Source organism: Paenibacillus sp. CF095, from assembly GCF_900101225.1.
Classification (GTDB): Bacteria; Bacillota; Bacilli; order Paenibacillales; family Paenibacillaceae; genus Paenibacillus.
This window is the reverse complement of record NZ_FMZN01000001.1, coordinates 3780639-3797834: the sequence shown is the minus strand read 5'-3', so window position 1 is coordinate 3797834 and position 17196 is coordinate 3780639. Positions and strand designations below refer to the sequence as shown.

Annotated in this window: 20 protein-coding genes, 1 tRNA gene and 1 riboswitch; of the genes, 13 read left to right on the top strand and 8 right to left on the bottom strand. The window is 47.1% G+C overall.

Going from position 1 to position 17196, the window contains the following annotated elements:
• Positions 1 to 13 precede the first annotated feature (13 nt).
• The 3 genes from ureC to BLS69_RS16840 are packed head-to-tail and all read right to left on the bottom strand — an operon-like array spanning position 14 to position 2438.
• Positions 14 to 1732, bottom strand: coding sequence for an urease subunit alpha (gene ureC / locus BLS69_RS16850; RefSeq protein ID WP_091033640.1), 1719 nt, complete (start codon positions 1730 to 1732; stop codon positions 14 to 16).
• On the bottom strand, positions 1729 to 2118 hold the full coding sequence (locus tag BLS69_RS16845) for an urease subunit beta (RefSeq protein WP_091033638.1): 390 nt from the start codon (positions 2116 to 2118) through the stop codon (positions 1729 to 1731). Before BLS69_RS16845 ends, ureC begins: the two co-directional genes overlap by 4 nt.
• A 17-nt stretch (positions 2119 to 2135) precedes the next feature.
• The gene (locus BLS69_RS16840) at positions 2136 to 2438 is read right to left on the bottom strand and encodes an urease subunit gamma (RefSeq protein ID WP_076209470.1); all 303 of its coding nucleotides are present in this window, start codon (positions 2436 to 2438) and stop codon (positions 2136 to 2138) included.
• A 261-nt stretch (positions 2439 to 2699) separates the two neighbouring features.
• Here BLS69_RS16840 and urtA point away from each other — a divergent pair, with 261 nt between their 5' ends.
• The 5 genes from urtA (at position 2700) to urtE (ending at position 7596) form a co-directional block, all read left to right on the top strand.
• Positions 2700 to 3950, top strand: a complete 1251-nt coding sequence (gene urtA, locus BLS69_RS16835) for an urea ABC transporter substrate-binding protein (protein ID WP_091033636.1) — start codon at positions 2700 to 2702, stop codon at positions 3948 to 3950.
• Positions 3951 to 4132: 182 nt separating this feature from the next.
• The gene (urtB, locus tag BLS69_RS16830) at positions 4133 to 5038 is read left to right on the top strand and encodes an urea ABC transporter permease subunit UrtB (protein WP_036610830.1); all 906 of its coding nucleotides are present in this window, start codon (positions 4133 to 4135) and stop codon (positions 5036 to 5038) included.
• A 21-nt stretch (positions 5039 to 5059) separates the two neighbouring features.
• Complete coding sequence (gene urtC, locus BLS69_RS16825) at positions 5060 to 6151, top strand: urea ABC transporter permease subunit UrtC (protein WP_091033633.1); 1092 nt, start codon at positions 5060 to 5062, stop codon at positions 6149 to 6151.
• Positions 6114 to 6923: an urea ABC transporter ATP-binding protein UrtD gene (urtD, locus tag BLS69_RS16820; RefSeq protein ID WP_091033631.1), complete on the top strand. Its 810-nt coding sequence runs from the start codon at positions 6114 to 6116 to the stop codon at positions 6921 to 6923. The genes urtC and urtD overlap by 38 nt, the downstream gene beginning before the upstream one ends.
• Complete coding sequence (urtE, locus tag BLS69_RS16815) at positions 6901 to 7596, top strand: urea ABC transporter ATP-binding subunit UrtE (protein WP_091033628.1); 696 nt, start codon at positions 6901 to 6903, stop codon at positions 7594 to 7596. The genes urtD and urtE overlap by 23 nt, the downstream gene beginning before the upstream one ends.
• Before the next feature lie 30 nt (positions 7597 to 7626).
• Here the strand turns inward: urtE and BLS69_RS16810 are convergent, their stop codons facing one another.
• The 3 genes from BLS69_RS16810 to BLS69_RS16800 all read right to left on the bottom strand — a co-directional run bounded on the left by BLS69_RS16810 (position 7627) and on the right by BLS69_RS16800 (position 9461).
• Positions 7627 to 8262: a hypothetical protein gene (locus tag BLS69_RS16810; protein WP_091033625.1), complete on the bottom strand. Its 636-nt coding sequence runs from the start codon at positions 8260 to 8262 to the stop codon at positions 7627 to 7629.
• A 27-nt stretch (positions 8263 to 8289) separates the two neighbouring features.
• On the bottom strand, positions 8290 to 8493 hold the full coding sequence (locus BLS69_RS16805) for a hypothetical protein (protein WP_017690011.1): 204 nt from the start codon (positions 8491 to 8493) through the stop codon (positions 8290 to 8292).
• 266 nt (positions 8494 to 8759) lie between these two features.
• Complete coding sequence (locus BLS69_RS16800; protein ID WP_162158974.1) at positions 8760 to 9461, bottom strand: urease accessory protein UreF; 702 nt, start codon at positions 9459 to 9461, stop codon at positions 8760 to 8762.
• Between the two features lie 426 nt (positions 9462 to 9887).
• Between BLS69_RS16800 and BLS69_RS16795 the strand changes: the two genes are divergently transcribed.
• A tRNA-Leu gene (locus BLS69_RS16795) sits at positions 9888 to 9970 on the top strand.
• Between the two features lie 147 nt (positions 9971 to 10117).
• Here BLS69_RS16795 and BLS69_RS16790 read toward each other — a convergent pair.
• The gene (locus BLS69_RS16790; RefSeq protein WP_091033621.1) at positions 10118 to 10597 is read right to left on the bottom strand and encodes a glutathione peroxidase; all 480 of its coding nucleotides are present in this window, start codon (positions 10595 to 10597) and stop codon (positions 10118 to 10120) included.
• A 370-nt stretch (positions 10598 to 10967) separates the two neighbouring features.
• Positions 10968 to 11143, top strand: a riboswitch (cyclic di-AMP (ydaO/yuaA leader).
• A gap of 115 nt (positions 11144 to 11258) precedes the next feature.
• Between BLS69_RS16790 and BLS69_RS16785 the strand changes: the two genes are divergently transcribed.
• Both BLS69_RS16785 and BLS69_RS16780 read left to right on the top strand, forming a co-directional pair.
• Positions 11259 to 11657, top strand: a complete 399-nt coding sequence (locus BLS69_RS16785; RefSeq protein ID WP_235193755.1) for an HAD family hydrolase — start codon at positions 11259 to 11261, stop codon at positions 11655 to 11657.
• Between the two features lie 193 nt (positions 11658 to 11850).
• Positions 11851 to 12534, top strand: coding sequence for an HAD family hydrolase (locus BLS69_RS16780; RefSeq protein ID WP_165980370.1), 684 nt, complete (start codon positions 11851 to 11853; stop codon positions 12532 to 12534).
• Between the two features lie 137 nt (positions 12535 to 12671).
• Here the strand turns inward: BLS69_RS16780 and BLS69_RS16775 are convergent, their stop codons facing one another.
• Positions 12672 to 13967, bottom strand: a complete 1296-nt coding sequence (locus BLS69_RS16775) for an Nramp family divalent metal transporter (RefSeq protein WP_036669231.1) — start codon at positions 13965 to 13967, stop codon at positions 12672 to 12674.
• Positions 13968 to 14366: 399 nt separating this feature from the next.
• Here BLS69_RS16775 and BLS69_RS16770 point away from each other — a divergent pair, with 399 nt between their 5' ends.
• The 5 genes from BLS69_RS16770 to BLS69_RS16750 all read left to right on the top strand — a co-directional run bounded on the left by BLS69_RS16770 (position 14367) and on the right by BLS69_RS16750 (position 17165).
• Positions 14367 to 14786 (top strand): organic hydroperoxide resistance protein, encoded by a 420-nt coding sequence (locus tag BLS69_RS16770; protein WP_091033615.1) that lies wholly within the window; start codon positions 14367 to 14369, stop codon positions 14784 to 14786.
• Between the two features lie 213 nt (positions 14787 to 14999).
• Positions 15000 to 15245: a zinc ribbon domain-containing protein gene (locus BLS69_RS16765; protein ID WP_036610816.1), complete on the top strand. Its 246-nt coding sequence runs from the start codon at positions 15000 to 15002 to the stop codon at positions 15243 to 15245.
• A gap of 99 nt (positions 15246 to 15344) precedes the next feature.
• Complete coding sequence (locus tag BLS69_RS16760) at positions 15345 to 15623, top strand: hypothetical protein (protein WP_017690003.1); 279 nt, start codon at positions 15345 to 15347, stop codon at positions 15621 to 15623.
• A 188-nt stretch (positions 15624 to 15811) separates the two neighbouring features.
• Positions 15812 to 16234, top strand: a complete 423-nt coding sequence (locus tag BLS69_RS16755; protein WP_091033612.1) for a thiol-disulfide oxidoreductase DCC family protein — start codon at positions 15812 to 15814, stop codon at positions 16232 to 16234.
• A gap of 67 nt (positions 16235 to 16301) precedes the next feature.
• Positions 16302 to 17165, top strand: coding sequence for a DUF6612 family protein (locus BLS69_RS16750; RefSeq protein WP_091033609.1), 864 nt, complete (start codon positions 16302 to 16304; stop codon positions 17163 to 17165).
• Positions 17166 to 17196 lie beyond the last annotated feature (31 nt).

Sequence of the window (17196 nt, the reverse complement as noted above, 5' to 3'; positions counted from 1 at the left end):
ATCCGTATTTCTATCAAAACATAAAGTACCGCTGTGCCATAGGCAACTCGTCTGCGGGTTCACAGGTGAGAAGCTCGCCGTCGGCGCGTACCTCATAGGTTTCGGGATCGACTTCAATGACAGGGGTGACGTCGTTATGAATCATGTCTTTTTTACTGACCGAGCGACAGCCCTTGACGGGTTCAACCCGCTTTTTCAGGCCCAATGACTCTTTGATCCCCGTATCTGCTGCGGCTTGGGAGACAAAGGTGATCGATCCGCTGGCAATGGCGCTACCATAAGCTCCGAACATGGGTCTGCCAAATACGGGCTGAGGTGTCGGGATGGACGCATTGGGATCGCCCATCTGGGCAAATGTAATCATGCCACCCTTGATGACAATCTCGGGTTTAACTCCGAAGTAAGCTGGTTTCCATATGATTAGATCGGCCAGCTTTCCAACTTCCACCGAACCGACGAGATGACCGATTCCGTGTGCGATAGCTGGATTGATGGTGTACTTGGCGACATATCGCTTGATCCGATCGTTATCGGAGGGGGAATTCGGGTTGAGCTCAAGTTTACCACGCTGTTTTTTCATTTTGTCGGCTGTCTGCCAGGTGCGGATAATGACTTCGCCCACTCGGCCCATGGCTTGAGAATCGGAACTAATGATGCTGAACACGCCAAGATCATGCAAAATGTCTTCGGCTGCGATGGTTTCGGGACGAATCCGCGAATCGGCGAAAGCCACATCTTCCGGGATGGAAGGGTCCAGGTGATGACACACCATCAACATATCGAGATGCTCTTCTACAGTGTTGCGTGTGTACGGTCGTGTTGGGTTGGTTGATGAGGGGATAACGTAGGACTCCCCAGCGGCCCGGATGATATCCGGTGCGTGTCCGCCACCAGCGCCTTCCGTATGGTACGTGTGGATCGTCCGGCCGTTGATCGCAGCCAGGGTATTTTCAAGAAATCCGGTTTCGTTCAATGTATCGGTATGGATAGCGACTTGAACATCATGTTCCCCGGCGGCAGTCAGGCAGGCATCGATAGCGCTCGGGGTAGTGCCCCAATCTTCATGCAGCTTCAGGCCGATTACACCCGCTTCAATCTGTTCGATTAAAGGTGCGGTACTGGAACTGTTGCCTTTGCCAAGGTAACCGATGTTCATGGGAAAAGCCTCTGCCGATTCTAACATCCGGTGGATGTGCCAGGCTCCTGGTGTGCAGGTGGTGGCTTTGGTTCCTGTTGCTGGTCCTGTTCCGCCGCCGATCATGGTCGTGACCCCGGAGGATAATGCAGTCTGAATCTGCTGTGGGCAGATGAAATGAATATGGGTATCAATGCCGCCAGCAGTTACAATCATGCCTTCACCGGCGATAATTTCGGTGGAAGCACCGATGACCAGAGCGGGATGAACACCATCCATTGTATCCGGGTTACCGGATTTGCCAATGGCGCAGATGTGACCATCCCGAATGCCGATATCCGCTTTTACAATGCCCCAATGATCGATAATAATAGCGTTGGTGATAACAGTATCAGGAGTGCCGTCACTTCGCAAAGCAGTCGTAGACTGGCCCATGCCGTCGCGGATAACCTTGCCGCCCCCGAATTTGCTCTCATCTCCGTATACGGCATAATCATGTTCAATCTCTGCCCATAGTTCGGTATCCGCAAGTCTTACGGCATCACCGGTTGTCGGTCCAAACATGGACGCGTACTGTTCACGGCTCATTCGTTTCATGAAGGTTCACCTCCATCTTGTATTGGAGGGGAGAACGTCTTCAGGAATGTCTCCAGTTTCTGTGGATCAGGAGCTTGATCCGCAGAGCCTTCGGTTAATCCGTTGAACCCGTGAATCTGACGTTTGCCGCCAAAGGTTGTGAGTTCAACAGGTTTCTCTTCACCAGGTTCGAAGCGGACTGCGGTACCTGCCGGAATATGCAGGCGATGTCCAAAAGCTGAGGTGCGATCAAAGTCCAGTGCTGCATTAACTTCATAGAAGTGAACGTGAGAGCCGACCTGGACGGGGCGGTCGCCGCGGTTAAGGACAATGAGTCGTAGGGTTAAACGATCCGGATGACAGATGATATCGTCATCTGGCTTCAAACGGTATTCACCAGGAATCATGGTTTCTCCTGCCTTTCTCAGCGTATAGGTTCATGTACGGTAACCAGTTTTGTACCGTCAGGAAATGTGGCTTCTACCTGTACTTCAGGAATCATATCGGGAACACCATCCATACAGTCTTCACGTGTCAGGATGGTGCCTCCGTATCTCATTAATTCGGCAACACTCATTCCATCCCGTGCTCGTTCCATCAGTTCGGAGGTCAACAAGGCGATGGCTTCGGGAACATTCAACTTAAGTCCGCGTGCTCTTCGTTCACGGGCGAGGTTAGCGGCCACGGTAATCAGGAGTTTTTCCTTTTCCTGCTCAGTCCAGTGCAAGGCAATCCGACCTTTCGCTTATAATGTCTGATATGTTCATGGATCATGTTATATGTTAAATATACTCACACAGGGTGAATCCTTTGTCAATAAGCTTCAAAGCTTATTAGCAGTATGCATGAAACGAGTAGGCATGAAATAAAATTATGTAAGCTATATTGACATGAAGAGTGTAACCCTCCATAATTTGGATCAACGAACATTTCGGACGCAAATGACCTTAATGTTCGTCAATAGACTAAAAAAAGGGAGTGTAGGCTATTGAAGAAGAGGTCGGTCAAGTTATGGAGTATTTTGCTCGGTGTGGTCATTGTGATGACAGGGTGTGTGGAGGGCACTGCGCCGCCTGAAGCTTCGGGTTCAGGTGGTACAGGAGAGCCGGCTGCCTCCGGTGATACGATTAAAGTTGGCATTCTTCACTCTCTCAGCGGAACGATGGCGATTAGTGAGGTATCTGTTAAAGATGCCGAGATGCTTGCTATTGAAGAGATCAACGCCGCGGGCGGAGTTTTGGGTAAACAGATCGAGCCTGTAATTGAGGATGGCGCTTCGGATTGGCCTACTTTTGCGGAGAAGGCTGGGAAGCTACTACAACAGGATAAGGTCGCTGCAGTATTTGGCGGATGGACCTCTGCGAGTCGGAAGGCTATGCTCCCGGTGTTCGAACAGAACAAAGGTCTATTGTTTTATCCGGTGCAATATGAAGGATTGGAATCATCGCCAAATATTTTTTATACAGGAGCAACAACGAATCAGCAGATCGTTCCATCTGTAACCTGGTTACTGGAGAACAGGGGCAAGACGTTTTATCTGCTCGGTTCAGATTATGTATTCCCAAAAACGGCCAATCAGGTCATTAAGGCACAACTCGCAGCAGAAGGCGGCGAAGTAGTGGGTGAGGAGTACACACCGCTGGGCCATACCGATTATAGTACCATCATTAGCAAAATCAAAGCTGCGAAGCCGGATATTGTATATAATACGCTGAACGGAGATAGCAATGTGGCCTTCTTCAAACAATTGAAGGATGCCGGAATCTCCTCGGATCAGATGACAACCCTCTCGGTGAGTGTGGCGGAGGAAGAAATCCGTGGTATTGGCGCAGACGTATTGAAGGGGCATCTGGCTTCATGGAATTATTATCAGACAACCGATACACCTGAAAATGCTACATTTGTTGCCAAGTACAAAGAAAAATACGGTGCTGATCGAGTGACAGCTGATCCGATTGAAGCGGGATATGTGGCGGTTTATCTCTGGAAGGCGGCGGTGGAAAAAGCAGGATCAACCGACGTAGAGAAGGTGAAGGCAGCTGCCAAGGGTCTGGAGTTTGATGCCCCGGAAGGTAAGGTAACCGTGGATGGAGAGAATCAGCATATCTACAAAACCGTACGGATCGGTGAGGTGCAGGAAGATGGGCAGTTCAAGGAATTGTGGAATTCTGGTGAGCCTGTCAAGCCGGACCCTTATCTGAAAACGTATGAATGGGGAGCTTCCCTCAGCGCTAAATAACATAGAAACCTCGCAATAAAACAGGTAACTCGCTTCAAAGCAGCCGAAACATAAACGAGGGTGTGACAACACATCCTCTCACCGTATCGCGGTAAAGCGTTACTGCGGTGTGGGAAATGTTGTTGCCGCTAATTGAAGTCATGTGAAATATCGAGAGTCACGGTATGGAGGAGGGGATAGCGATGGATATGTTTATCCTGCAGATGTTCAACGGTCTGAGTATCAGTTCAATTCTGTTGTTGATTGCATTGGGGCTTGCAGTAACGTTTGGGCTGATGAATGTCATCAATATGGCTCACGGTGAACTGATCATGATCGGTGCATATGCAACGTATGTAACACAAAATCTGTTCATGTCCTATGCTCCAGCGGCGTGGTTTGGTGCCTACTTTGTTGTGGCTCTACCGATTGCGTTCATTGTAGCTGCTCTGATTGGCTGGTTGCTTGAAGTGGTGTTGATCAGGCATCTATATGGCAGGCCGCTGGACAGTCTGCTTGCGACATGGGGTGTAGGCATGATGCTGCAACAACTGGCCCGTACAATATTCGGAGCACCAAATGTGGGAGTATCCAGTCCGGCTTGGCTCAATGGGGGATTGGCGATCTCGGATGGTATTGTATTTCCGTATAAACGAATTTTCATTATCGCACTGGTTGCGGTTGTGCTGTTGTGTATGTATCTCTATATCTATCGAACATCTTCCGGAAGACGAATGAGGGCTGTAATGCAAAATCGGAGCATGGCGGGGTGTCTTGGGATTTCGACCAGGCGGGTAGATGGCATGACCTTTGCGATTGGTTCGGGCATTGCCGGAATTGCTGGCTGTGCATTAACGCTCATTGGTCCGATTGGTCCTTCACTTGGTACGTATTATATTGTGGATGCGTTCATGGTCGTTGTTCTGGGTGGGGTAGGGAAATTGGTTGGAACCGTGTGCGGTGCACTGGGGATTGGTATGTTCAACACGCTGTTCGAAACCTATACCTCGGCCTCCATTGGCAAGGTGCTTGTGTTTGTATGTATCGTTGCTTTCCTGCAATGGAAACCACGCGGTTTGGTCGCGATGCGCACACGGAGTCTCGATTAACGTGAAGAAGGGGGTTAGTTCATGTCGGCATTACTCAAGACTGGCAGTCTGAAAATGAGGATTATCTGGGCGGTTGTACTCATCATGATGTGTCTTGCTCCACTAATCTCCACGGAGTTTCGTCTGAGTCTGTTAGCCAAGTTTTTGGCGCTGGCGATCCTGGCCATTGGTCTCGATCTGATCTGGGGTTATGGCGGTGTGTTGAGTCTTGGGCATGGTGTGTTCTTTGGGCTAGGTGGATACGCGATGGCGATGTATCTGAAGCTTCAGGCCAGTGGAGCAACACTTCCTGACTTCATGGGATGGAGTGGTCTCAGTGGTCTGCCATGGTTCTGGGAGCCGTTTCGTTCTTTCCCGGTGGCGCTGTTATTGGGGATAGCCCTTCCGGCATTGCTCGCCTTTGCCCTGGGGTGGTTTACGTTCCGTAACCGGATCACCGGTGTATATTTTACCATCCTGACTCAAGCCTTGGTTCTTATTACGGTAACACTCTTTGTTGGTAAACAGGAATGGACGGGTGGGACAAATGGCATTACCGGATATAATTCGATCTTTGGTTTCACACTTCATTCCGCAGGAACAACAATTGTTCTCTACTATATAACGCTTGCTGTTCTGGTGATCGCGTATGTGCTCTGTCGTCGAATGGTGAACAGTCGGTTTGGTCAAGTGCTAGAAGCTGCGCGTGATGGAGAGAATCGGGTGCGATTCCTCGGATATGATCCGGCAGGATATAAAACGCTGGCTTTTGCTTTTTCCGGTGCGCTTGCAGGCATCGCGGGCATGTTGTTTGTTCTTCAGGTGGGTATTATCTCGCCATCGATGATGGGGATTGTGCCTTCCATTGAGATGGTCCTGTGGGTTGCATTGGGTGGTCGCGGTACGCTTATTGGAGCGGTCATCGGAGCGGTGGTGCTGAATGCAGCCAAAACAGGCATAAGTGAGGCTTATCCCGAAGGGTGGCTGTTCGTCATTGGTGGGCTCTTTGTAACGGTAGTTTTGTTCATGCCAAACGGTATTGTAGGTGTATATCGTCATGTCGTTCGCTTGCTGAAGCGGAGAGGAGAGAGTGCGCATGTCCAAGTCACTCGGGAAAAACCTAAAGTCTACTGAGGAATCAGCGGTGTTAGTAGCCGAGGACATTACGGTGGCCTTTGGTGGGTTCGTTGCTGTCAAAGGCATGAATCTGAAGCTGCATGAACATGACCTGCATTTTCTGATTGGACCGAATGGTGCGGGGAAAACCACGATGCTGGATGTGATATGTGGCAAAACCAAACCGATGTCCGGCTCGGTAAAGATGGCGGATGGTACGGAATTAACAAGACTGAAGGAGCACCAGATTGTTCGCAAAGGGGTGGGACGCAAATTCCAGGCGCCATCGATCTTCGCGGGTCTGACGGTACAGGAGAATCTGACGCTGGCGGCGGAGACTCGCCGTTCTCCTCTACAGGCCATCGGTATTCGTCGATATGGAAAAATGAGTGCTGCCATGGAGCATGTTACTCTCCAGATTGCTCTGCAAGACCGCATTAACGCCCGTGCAGGAGCATTATCCCACGGGGAGAAGCAGTGGCTGGAGATCGGTATGTTGCTCTTGCAGGAGCCTCGTGTGTTGTTGCTGGACGAACCAGCGGCGGGCATGACGGATGAAGAGACACACAAGACCGGACGACTTCTGCAAGAAATTGCGCGTGAGCGCTCGGTTGTGGTGGTGGAGCATGATATGGAGTTTGTGCGAGAGTTTGCAGCCAAGGTGACCGTGATGCATGAAGGCAAATTGTTGAAGGAAGGTACGATGGCGGAAGTGCAGGCGGATCCGAAAGTGGCAGAAGTGTATCTGGGCAAAAGGAGGGATGACCATGCTGTCGCTGCAACGAATTGAATCCGGCTACGGGGAAAGCAATGTGCTTCGTGGTGTGAACCTGGATGTACAGCCTGGACAGGTGGTGTGTCTGATGGGCCGTAACGGTGTAGGGAAAACAACGTTGATGAAAACATTAATGGGGCTTCTCAAAACACGTAAGGGCAGTGTTCAGTGGCAAAATCAGGAGTTATCCACCTTGGACACAGCCAAGCGGGCAAGGGCAGGGATTGGTTATGTACCGCAGGGGCGGGAAATTTTCCCGCAGCTTACGGTGAAAGAAAACTTATTGCTTGGTCTGGAGACAAGTGCGCCGGGAGTAAAAACGTTCCCGGAGGATGTGCTGGCGATGTTTCCAGTGCTTGCGACGATGTATGGACGGCAGGGCGGGGATCTGAGTGGTGGACAGCAGCAACAGTTGGCATTCGCCCGGGCATTGGCTTCGCGTCCGGGGTTGTTGCTCCTTGATGAGCCGACAGAAGGCATCCAGCCTTCTATCGTGGAGGACATTCGGCAGGTTATTTTGCAGCTCAAGGCAAAGGGGAACCTCTCGGTTCTGCTGGTAGAGCAGAGTATCGATTTTGTACGAAGTGCCGCAGATTACATCTATATCATGGACAAAGGAACCATAACCCTGCATGGGACACCGCAAGAACTGGATATGTCGCAGTTTGAACATCATCTCTCCGTATAGTTGTAGTTAGTCGGCGAGTGGAGGAAGGTTTCAGGAACGCTTGTCCAGGATATTCGAGTATTTGGGATATAACCGCCGGATGCATTCCGGACAGATGTCATGGGTAAATTCGGCGTGGGTATGCTTCTCTAGATAACTCTCAACGGAGTTCCAGTGTTCCTCTTCGTCCTTGATTTGTTTGCAGACGGCGCAAATAGGCAGCAGTCCGCGCAATGTGCGCACTTCAGACAATGCCTTCTTCAATTGGTGTTCTGTCTTTCTCTGTTCGGTAATATCCATGTGTGCAATCAAAGCGAGATCGGTATCCTGAATTGAATTTGCATAAGATAGAGGGGTGAGTTCTACACGAAACCACCTCTTTTCGTTGTATACAGTATACACGCAGATGTCATATGTATGATTTCGATTAAAGGGTATTCCGCGTTCTTTCAAATTCTGTGCGACAAGTGCCATGTTAGCGTTCTTGCCTCGTTTTGCCCAGGTTTCCGTCAGATGCAGGTAATGTCTATGATTACTGTGTGTATCCGGGGATGGTGAGCATTGACCGAGTCCCTGTTGCCAGGCACGGTTACAACTTTGGATAATCCAATTGTGATCAACGATGATGAGCTGGTGACGTATGGACTGGAACGACAGCCTCTCCAGATCGGATGTAACATGTCTCATGGATGGGACCCTCCTTTGGCAGAAATCTTATCTCAGTTCATCTGGAATATCCAAAATATCAGCGACCAGGTGCCTGAATCGGGTTGCTTTGCGTGTGCCGTGAATAAGATTGGATAAACGATAGGGTGGGATGCCATGCTGTTCACAAAAGGTCTTCTGGTCCACTTGAAGTTCGGTTAGCCGTCGTTTGATGGCCCATCCGAACGGTGTAACTGGTTTTTTCTTGTTCAAAAGGGTTCACCCCTGGTTAGAATGTAGTATTCAGCCGCCCTTTCTTCATGTAAAATATATAGAAATGCGAGCTGTATGTTTCATTATATACGTAAATTCGTCATCTAACAATTAAAAAAGACGGAAAAAAGTGTATTTTGTGATGATAAATGGCGTAAATACGTAAATAAAACAAATAAAATGACAAAAAACACGTCGGCAAGGAGGTTGCCGCGTGTTTTTTAGTTTGTCTGAATAAAGGGGAGCAGGTATGAGGAGGAAGAGGATTAGGCCCTGTAGGCATGAAGTCCAGCTCCAAGCATATGGAAACTGGGGAAAAATGATTTCATGGACATCGAGGTTGGCTGTGCCAGTCCATCCGCAGCCGAGGCGCTGACGGTCTTCCATTCATTCTCCAGATCTGTGGCCAGGCGGACCATCAGATCCTTGGTTGTATCGTTGTTCAGGGGAATGACTTTGGAGGCTTCGGTTATGCAGGCATTCATGGCTGAATGCAGGTAACCAAGGACCGCCTCCTCGACCGGGATGTCGAGGTGGTGGTTAATCCAGGCGTGAACAGTGGAGAGGCAGCCAACCGAATCGTATTTGGCAAAGATCTGTTCGAGCTGGCTGAATTCAATCCAGGGGTGCAGAGCGCGTGCAAGTCTGATCAATCGTTTACCCATGGCGGCAGCTTGTTCTCTGAGATCTCCAGGGGTTCGCTGAACATGGACGAGCTTGTCGATTAGAGCTATCCGCCATGTATCCTTGTGATCTGCTGCGGTATAGATGCCTTTGATGGCCATACCTTCTAGACGAACGATGCTCGGATGCAACTGACAACGCATGAATGATTCGAGATCTTCAGCATTACGAATGGTACCCTCCCTGATATGGATATCCATGCCGAAGGAATGGGTGAACCCTCCAACCTGAATAGAGGAATCAAGCAGTTTGACATAATCGAGCAGCTTATTCCCACGGTTCACAATCATTCGCCTCCTGTGTTCGTTAAATGTCACTTAAAGTAACATTTATATTCCTTTTTGTTTACTTTGTGTTTAAAAATCCGAATTATATGATAGTTATCATCCCATAAATGTCCGCTTTTTGTCAATAGTATCAGTTGAATTTAATGTATTTAAATCTGAAATTCAATATATGTGTTATTTTATATAACATATAAGGTTAAATATCTGCGAAGTGCAGGGAGGACTAGATATAAATGAATCAATAAGATCAGCTCAATCCGGAAAGGAGGGGATCAAATCTAATGTATGCAGTTCATGGGTAAAGATGACGAGATTATGCGATTTTTGATGAAAATGCCTAGCTGAAAAAGAAGTATTAAAAAATACTTTACTTTTGGTTCTGAACCCGGTATAATCAATTCTGTTGCCGATTATTTACGACATGCGGTCGTGGTGGAATGGCAGACACGCTATCTTGAGGGGGTAGTGGGCGTATGCCCGTGGAGGTTCGAGTCCTCTCGACCGCATCATATGAACGATTAAAAAGAAGCTTTCCATTAATGGAAGGCTTCTTTTTTTGTCTTTTTGAACAGTTTGACATCAAAGTTGATAAAAAAGGCCATCCATTACCGGGGCAATGCTGCTCTACCTTCCGGCTACGGGTGGCCAATGTATTATTTTTGCAGCAAGTTCTTGATATCTTCTTCAATCTTGTCCGGTGTTGTTTTGGGAGCATAACGTTTAATTACCTGTCCGTTCTGATCCACAAGAAATTTGGTGAAATTCCATTTGATTGCTTTGGAGCCGAGCAGGCCAGGAGCTTCTGTGCTAAGGTGCTGGAAGAGAGGGTGAGCGCTTGAGCCGTTCACATCAATTTTCTCAAACATAGGGAAGCTCACGCCATAATTCATCTGACAGAACTCGGCGATATCGTCGGAAGATCCTTTTTCCTGGGCAAACTGGTTGCTTGGAAAACCAAGGACTTCAAATGGCGCATCCTTGAACTTGTCTTGCAATTCTTGCAGACCTTTGAATTGAGGTGTAAGGCCGCATGAGCTTGCCGTATTCACAATCAGTAACACTTTGTCACGGTAGTCGGACATTTCAACTTCTTGACCGCGAAGGGTATTCACTTTGTAATCGTAGACTGTCATCTAAATCGCCTCCATGATATCATCTGATACCTCTTATTATATTGGTTACAATTAAATAATGCAAAACTAATATGGTGTTAAATGAATCAAAAGAGGCAAGTTGTGCAGAATGCGTGAATGAAATGCGTAGTGATTTTCGTCAGAGTGAGAATTAGATAGATTTAAAGAGATGGATAGAGTATGACCTTGTTGTAAGCGCTATTATATGTGAGTATTGCCGAAAATCTGTCGATTCGGTGATCTGTGCGGACTTTACACCGACATGGCGCGGGTGTATGATTCATAACGTAATTTCAATTTAAACTAAATTGTACCTGAAAAACGAAACAAACGATAATATCGCTCGATCTTATTTTAAGATATACGAACGATGTTTTAATCGCTGAGTTTCCATTCATTGATGAGTGGGAAACGGGGGAACCAACAGAATGCGCTGTCCAGGACAGTAGGCATTCATGGGGTGAATTTTCCGGTGACAGCCGGAAATAGGGCGACTCTCGCGCCCGAATCCGTCAGCTAACCTCGTAAGCGTTAAAGGGAGAGGCAACAAGCCGTACGCTGGTTCATGGCGTTTTCGCCATGGGTTCTTTAAGAAGCGTTCGGGAGGCCTTGGTCCCCCACGCTTCTTTTTTGTTGTCTTTTCACGCCAAGGGAGGAACGAATGATGGATACTGAGATGATCTTAGTGACTGCTCCAAATGAAGCAGGACGCAAATTTATCAAATTGCTGATGTACAAAAAAATGCCGTTTGCCGTTCTAACCAACAGTGCAGGGGAAGAGCGCAGACTCCGTAGAATCGGAGTAGAACATGTCATTCGCATGAATACGGCTGCAGCTCAAAAATGGTTTTTGCCGCAGGGCAGCGTAGGCAACGTGTTTATTTTCGAGAACAGCCTGAATCTGACCTGTCGTTATTTACAGATCTGCCGTTCATGGACATCGAAATCCCTGTGCGTCATTACAGAGCAGAGTCATCCTAAGGGCATCTATCGGGGCATGGGCGCAGACCGGATTGTATATTCGCTCAATGGGGAAGTTGGCTTTCTCCTCAATGGGTAATGCCATAGCTTGTGATTGCTCAGGTGTAAGGTGCCTGTTATAATTGAATGTATCGATAAACGGAAATTTGAGGAGACTCATGCATGATGGTGAGTCTTCTTTTTTATGGTTTTAAAGGTAGTTCAAGACTTTTTGAACACGAACTTTTAGATTTGGATCAGGAATCACCTGTGGCTTACAAGGAGGAATTGGCGTGCCGGATGTAGGTGGATTGAAATGGTTGTTTTTTGATGTTGGAGATACGCTGGTGGATGAATGGGAGCCGGTTGATGATATTATCGGACAGTTCGTCCGTGAAGCCTGTGCTTTGGGATATCCGGTAAAGATTGAGGCGGTACGCGAACTGTTCGCGAACTGTTACCGAAAATATGAGCAATGGCCTATGAGAGTGGCGATTCGCACATTCGTTGAAGACGAGGGACACCAGAAACAGATTCAGGACAAGCTGAAGTTTCAAAAAGATCTTGAACGTCCTTTTCCTTCAGCGGATTCCGTTCTTCAGCAGTTGTCACGGTATTATCGTATTGGCATTATTGCCAATCAGAGTCCTGGAACGGAAGAAAGACTGGAGAGCTACGGCTTGCGGAAGTATGTTGATGTTCTGGCGTGTTCGGCTGAAGAAGGAGTGTCCAAGCCAGACCCTGAGTTATACGCTGTGGCCTTGAAGCAGGCCGGTTGTGAACCGGAGGAAGCCGTCATGATCGGCGATCGGATCGATAACGACATTATACCTGCTCGGAAGCTGGGCATGCGTACAATTCGGATTATGCAGGGTTACGGAAGATTCCAGCCAGACCGATCGGATGACGAACGTGCGGATTGGACTGTTAATTCATTGGATGAACTCCTGCCATTACTGGTGCCCAATCAGGATTAGATAATTGTTTATTAGAGTTTAGCGTTTTATTATAAAAGGAAACATGTTGCTGTATTGCAACAATAAAGGCTGATCAACTTGGGTATAGAATACCGCAGTTGATCAGCCTTTTTAGTATTTAGTCGATAAGAACGAGATTAGAATAACCGAATCGTCTGAATGATCAGATATACATTCAGCACAACGATAATCGCGGCAATGACCCATGAGATGATTTTGAGCCACAATTTGTTGGCGAATGCACCCATGCTTTTTTTATCACTCGTGAACATCACCAGGGGAATTACAGCAAAGGGTAATTGAAGAGACAGCACGACCTGGCTCAAAATGAGCAGTTCTTCTGTGCCATGTTCTCCTGCAATGGCTGTGACAATTACCGCCGGGATGATGGCGATCAGACGTGTGACCAGTCTGCGCAGCCAAGCCGGAATTCGAATGTTCAGGAAACCTTCCATAACGATCTGCCCAGCGAGTGTACCTGTAAGGGTGGAGTTCTGACCTGATGCTAACAGCGCCACACCGAACAGAATACTTGCAACCGTAGTACCCAATAGAGGTGTCAGCAGATGGTACGCATCTGCGATCTCGGCAACCTGTGTCATACCAGCACTGTGGAATACAGCAGCAGATACAATCAGGATGGCTGCATTGATGAACAGGGCCAGTGTCAGCGCGATTGTAGAATCCATGGTCGAGTACCGAATGGCTTCTTTTTTGCCCTGTGGTGTCTGTTCGATCTGACGGGTCTGCACAATGGAAGAATGCAGATACAGATTATGCGGCATCACGGTTGCTCCGATAATACCAATGGCAATATAGAGCATGGCCGGGTTTTGCAGAATCTCGACATTTGGCACAAAACCGTGGAGCACACCGCCCATATCCGGTTTCGCCAGAAACAGGTCAATACCGAAGCAGAGGGCAATGGTTGCCATGAGCACAATGACGAGAGTTTCCAAAGCGCGGAAGCCTTTGTTTTGCAGCACAAGAATCAGGAGTACATCAACTGCGGTGATGATAACGCCGTATAACATGGGGATGTTAAATAACAGCTTTAATGCGATGGCAGAACCTATGACCTCAGCCAGATCGGTAGCTGCAATGGCAAGCTCACACAGAATCCATAACATCATGACAACAGGCATGCTGAATCGTTCACGACAGGCTTGAGCCAGATCCCGTCCAGTGACGATGCCGAGCTTGCCAGCCAGCGACTGAAGGACAACGGCCATCAGGTTCGATAACAGGATAACGGATAACAAGGTATACCCGAACTGCGAGCCGCCTGCGATATCTGTTGCCCAGTTCCCGGGGTCCATGTAACCTACGGCAACAAGGTATCCTGGGCCTACAAAGGCGAGGAATTTCTTCCACCATGCAGCATTCTGCGGAACTTTCATTGAACTATGTGCTTCTCCAAGTGAAGGGGCCATGCCCGCAGTAGACAATGATTCTCTTGAAGGAGCGTTGAACGGATTTTTTTTACTCATACGATAATCACCTGACTTTGAATTATTGATTTTGAGATATTGATGCGGGATAACCCGCTCATGATATATCTAAATTTTTATGTTTATTGTTACATTGTACTCCTTCAATTGTTTTTGTCTAGTGCAACTTTTATGTATCAGCACAAAATTTCGGTTGCAGCTTTCAGATGCCCCTTCGTATATTACCCAAACATAGGGAAAATACAGCCATCGCATTGAAATGCATGAAAATAATAAAGTTGTAAAAGCTGATAAAGATACAAAATTGCGTTTCAAAATGAGCCAGAAGTTTAAATTGAAAGGAAGGCAGTAAAAACTATATGGATAAGGGAGAGATTCTTAATGGAAGCTTTATATACAGCAGTAGCGACAGTTAAAGGTGGACGTACAGGTTCCGTGTCTTCTTCGGATGGCGTACTCAAGCATGATCTGAAAATGCCAAAAGAGCTTGGTGGCTCCGGTGGTGAAGGTACTAACCCTGAGCAGCTTTTTGCCGCTGGATATGGAGCATGTTATGAAAGTGCCCTTGCCAATGTAGCACGCAAAGCAGGTGTGAAATTGGAGGATGTGGTCGTTACAAGTAACGTATCCATTGGTAAAGACCCTTCGGATGATGGTTTCCAGCTGTCTGTTCGTCTGGACGTTAGCATGCCTGGTGTAGATCATAGTCAAGCAGAGGAATTGGCCCGCAAGGCGCATGATTTCTGTCCATATTCGAAAGCAACACGTGGCAACATTGATGTTGTTTTAAACGTAGTCTAAGATTTGACTCCCGGCAAGTAAAGGGAACATATAGAGCAGGGTATCGTCCCAGATACCTGATGTTCGACTACAAAGCCCTGCTGGCAATCGGCAGGGTTTTGTGTTGATTATAATATATGGACATGATGCAGGAGATTAGATGCCAGATCGCGTACTATTTTACATAATTGCACTCCCACTTCATGCTACACATTCCATAAAGGGGGAACGAAGATGAGTATTGAAGAGATGATCGAGCGGCGATTTGTGTGTACGAAATGCAGGGGCACGGATTGTAACATTAAGGAAGTCTCCATGTCAGGAGCAGGCCTGAGCAAGATGTTTGATATACAGCATAATCACTACCTGTTCGTGGCTTGTGCTTCCTGCGGGTATGTTGAAGTATTTGATCCGGATGTCTTGAAAGGGAAAAAACAGGGGCAGGTAGGGACTATTCTGGATATTCTGTTTGGCGGGTAGACATGCGCGAGTTGACATTGAACTGAATTTTCTTTAATATAACTTAGTACTGAGTAGTGTCATTGCATGAACCAAATTTGAATTAAACAGGTGATATCCATGTCTTATAGACCGCGTATTGCAGATTTAGAATTAGCTTATGGTAACAAGGAAGACGGATTGTACGAATTTAAAATGAATTTGGTAGACGGTACAAAATGCCGTGTATTCTACTCCCGTTCCCCGGAATGGAAGATGACCAATATCAGTCGTTTGCAGAAAACGCCTTGTCCAGTATGTCGCAAAGATTTTATTTGCAAATGTATGGACCAGTGGGCAAGTGACCTGCATCAACAGATGATCGATGACCAATGGATGGAAAAGGCAGTTACGGAGTAATTGTCGGACAGATACGAGCGCGGGCACAATGCCTGCGCTCTTTTTCTTTATATTTCCAATAAATGCGTGTTCAAAAAGAGCGGTTTTCAGTCTTTTTGAACTACCTCTAGAAATAAATTTAGAATTAGTCAACAAGAAGGCCCAGATTGGGTAAGTTACTCTAACCGCAACAATAGGAGGCAGCCAATATGACAGCAAATCAAACAGATGTGCATCAGGGACATCCGATCGTACTGGTGGATGGTGTCTGTCACTTCTGCCAGGGCTTAACCAAATGGATTATCAAGCGTGACCCGGAAGGGAAATATCATTTTGCTTCGCTCCAATCAGATGTAGCCAAGGAACTGCTGGAGAAGGGCAATCTGTCGACAGACAGTATGGACACCTTTGTTCTGATCGAAAATGGAAAATACTATACACGTTCAACCGCCGCGCTGCGATTGGCGAAAGGTCTGAAGTTTCCTTATCCGTTGTTATATGTGTTCATTATTGTACCGAAATTTATTCGTAATGCAGTCTATAACTTGGTTGCTCGCAACCGTTATCGCTGGTTTGGCAAGGATGAAGCGTGCATGTTGCCTACCCCAGAGATCAAAGATCGATTTTTGTGAGTGTGATTAATAACGGAAATAATTGGGTAATGACTACAGATCATATCTATTTTGGGAGGACAACAACTTGAAGAAGTGGACTACATTATTTATCGGGGCATTATTAGCAGTGAGCTTGGCAGCATGCGGTAACGATACAGATAATACCGCAACGCCGCCAGCGACTAACAACGAAACATCTAACGAGGGTAATACACCTGCGGAGCAGGAAACAAAGATCCCTACCTTGGACGAATTGATTACCAAAACCAATGCAGCAACCAAAGAAATGAAAAGCTTCACAACTGAAGCAAACATTGATCAGAATCTGAAACTGGATGCTGGTGAACAGTCGCAGGATCAACAGGTTAAAACATCGCTCAAGATGGATATTATCAAAGATCCAATGATGATCTATCAAGAGATGAAAATGGAAATGTCGGGACAGGAAGCTCAGAACGTGAAGCAGTATATCACTTCGGATAAAATCTACTCTCAAGTTGGGGATCAATGGGTTGCGATTCCTGAAGCTCAAACCAAGGAACTGATAGAGCAGATGAAAGCAAGCATGAATCCCGAAGGTGAATTGGAGCAATTCAAAAAGATTGAAGAAGATACTAAAGTGACCGAAGAAGGCGACAATTATGTGATTAACGCTGACGTATCCGGTGATAATGTAAAGGAACTGGCCAAAGCCGTAATGGAGCAGAACGGATCGGATGCCCAGATGCAAGCCATGCTTGATCAGATGAATATCACCAGCATGAAGATGAAATATATGATCAACAAAGAAACCTATTTGCCTGCAAGTACGGACGTAACCATGGTCATGGAGATGGAACAGAATGGACAGAAAATGACGATGGACATGAAGATGACCAGTACGTTCTCCAACCAGGATCAAGTGGAAGAGATCAAGATTCCACAAGAAGCATTGGATAGCGCAAAATAAAACAGGCACCTCTGAACTAGATTTGTGTGAG

Coding starts and splice junctions, on each gene's coding strand:
- BLS69_RS16765 (WP_036610816.1), top strand. CDS start 15,000: ATGAGTATTGAAGAGATGATCGAGCGGCGATTTGTGTGTACGAAATGC.
- BLS69_RS16755 (WP_091033612.1), top strand. CDS start 15,812: ATGACAGCAAATCAAACAGATGTGCATCAGGGACATCCGATCGTACTG.
- BLS69_RS16785 (WP_235193755.1), top strand. CDS start 11,259: ATGATGGATACTGAGATGATCTTAGTGACTGCTCCAAATGAAGCAGGA.
- urtB (WP_036610830.1), top strand. CDS start 4,133: ATGGATATGTTTATCCTGCAGATGTTCAACGGTCTGAGTATCAGTTCA.
- urtD (WP_091033631.1), top strand. CDS start 6,114: ATGTCCAAGTCACTCGGGAAAAACCTAAAGTCTACTGAGGAATCAGCG.
- ureC (WP_091033640.1), bottom strand. CDS start 1,732: ATGAAACGAATGAGCCGTGAACAGTACGCGTCCATGTTTGGACCGACA.
- urtC (WP_091033633.1), top strand. CDS start 5,060: ATGTCGGCATTACTCAAGACTGGCAGTCTGAAAATGAGGATTATCTGG.
- BLS69_RS16770 (WP_091033615.1), top strand. CDS start 14,367: ATGGAAGCTTTATATACAGCAGTAGCGACAGTTAAAGGTGGACGTACA.
- BLS69_RS16775 (WP_036669231.1), bottom strand. CDS start 13,967: ATGGCCCCTTCACTTGGAGAAGCACATAGTTCAATGAAAGTTCCGCAG.
- BLS69_RS16760 (WP_017690003.1), top strand. CDS start 15,345: ATGTCTTATAGACCGCGTATTGCAGATTTAGAATTAGCTTATGGTAAC.
- BLS69_RS16810 (WP_091033625.1), bottom strand. CDS start 8,262: ATGAGACATGTTACATCCGATCTGGAGAGGCTGTCGTTCCAGTCCATA.
- BLS69_RS16845 (WP_091033638.1), bottom strand. CDS start 2,118: ATGATTCCTGGTGAATACCGTTTGAAGCCAGATGACGATATCATCTGT.
- BLS69_RS16790 (WP_091033621.1), bottom strand. CDS start 10,597: ATGACAGTCTACGATTACAAAGTGAATACCCTTCGCGGTCAAGAAGTT.
- urtE (WP_091033628.1), top strand. CDS start 6,901: ATGCTGTCGCTGCAACGAATTGAATCCGGCTACGGGGAAAGCAATGTG.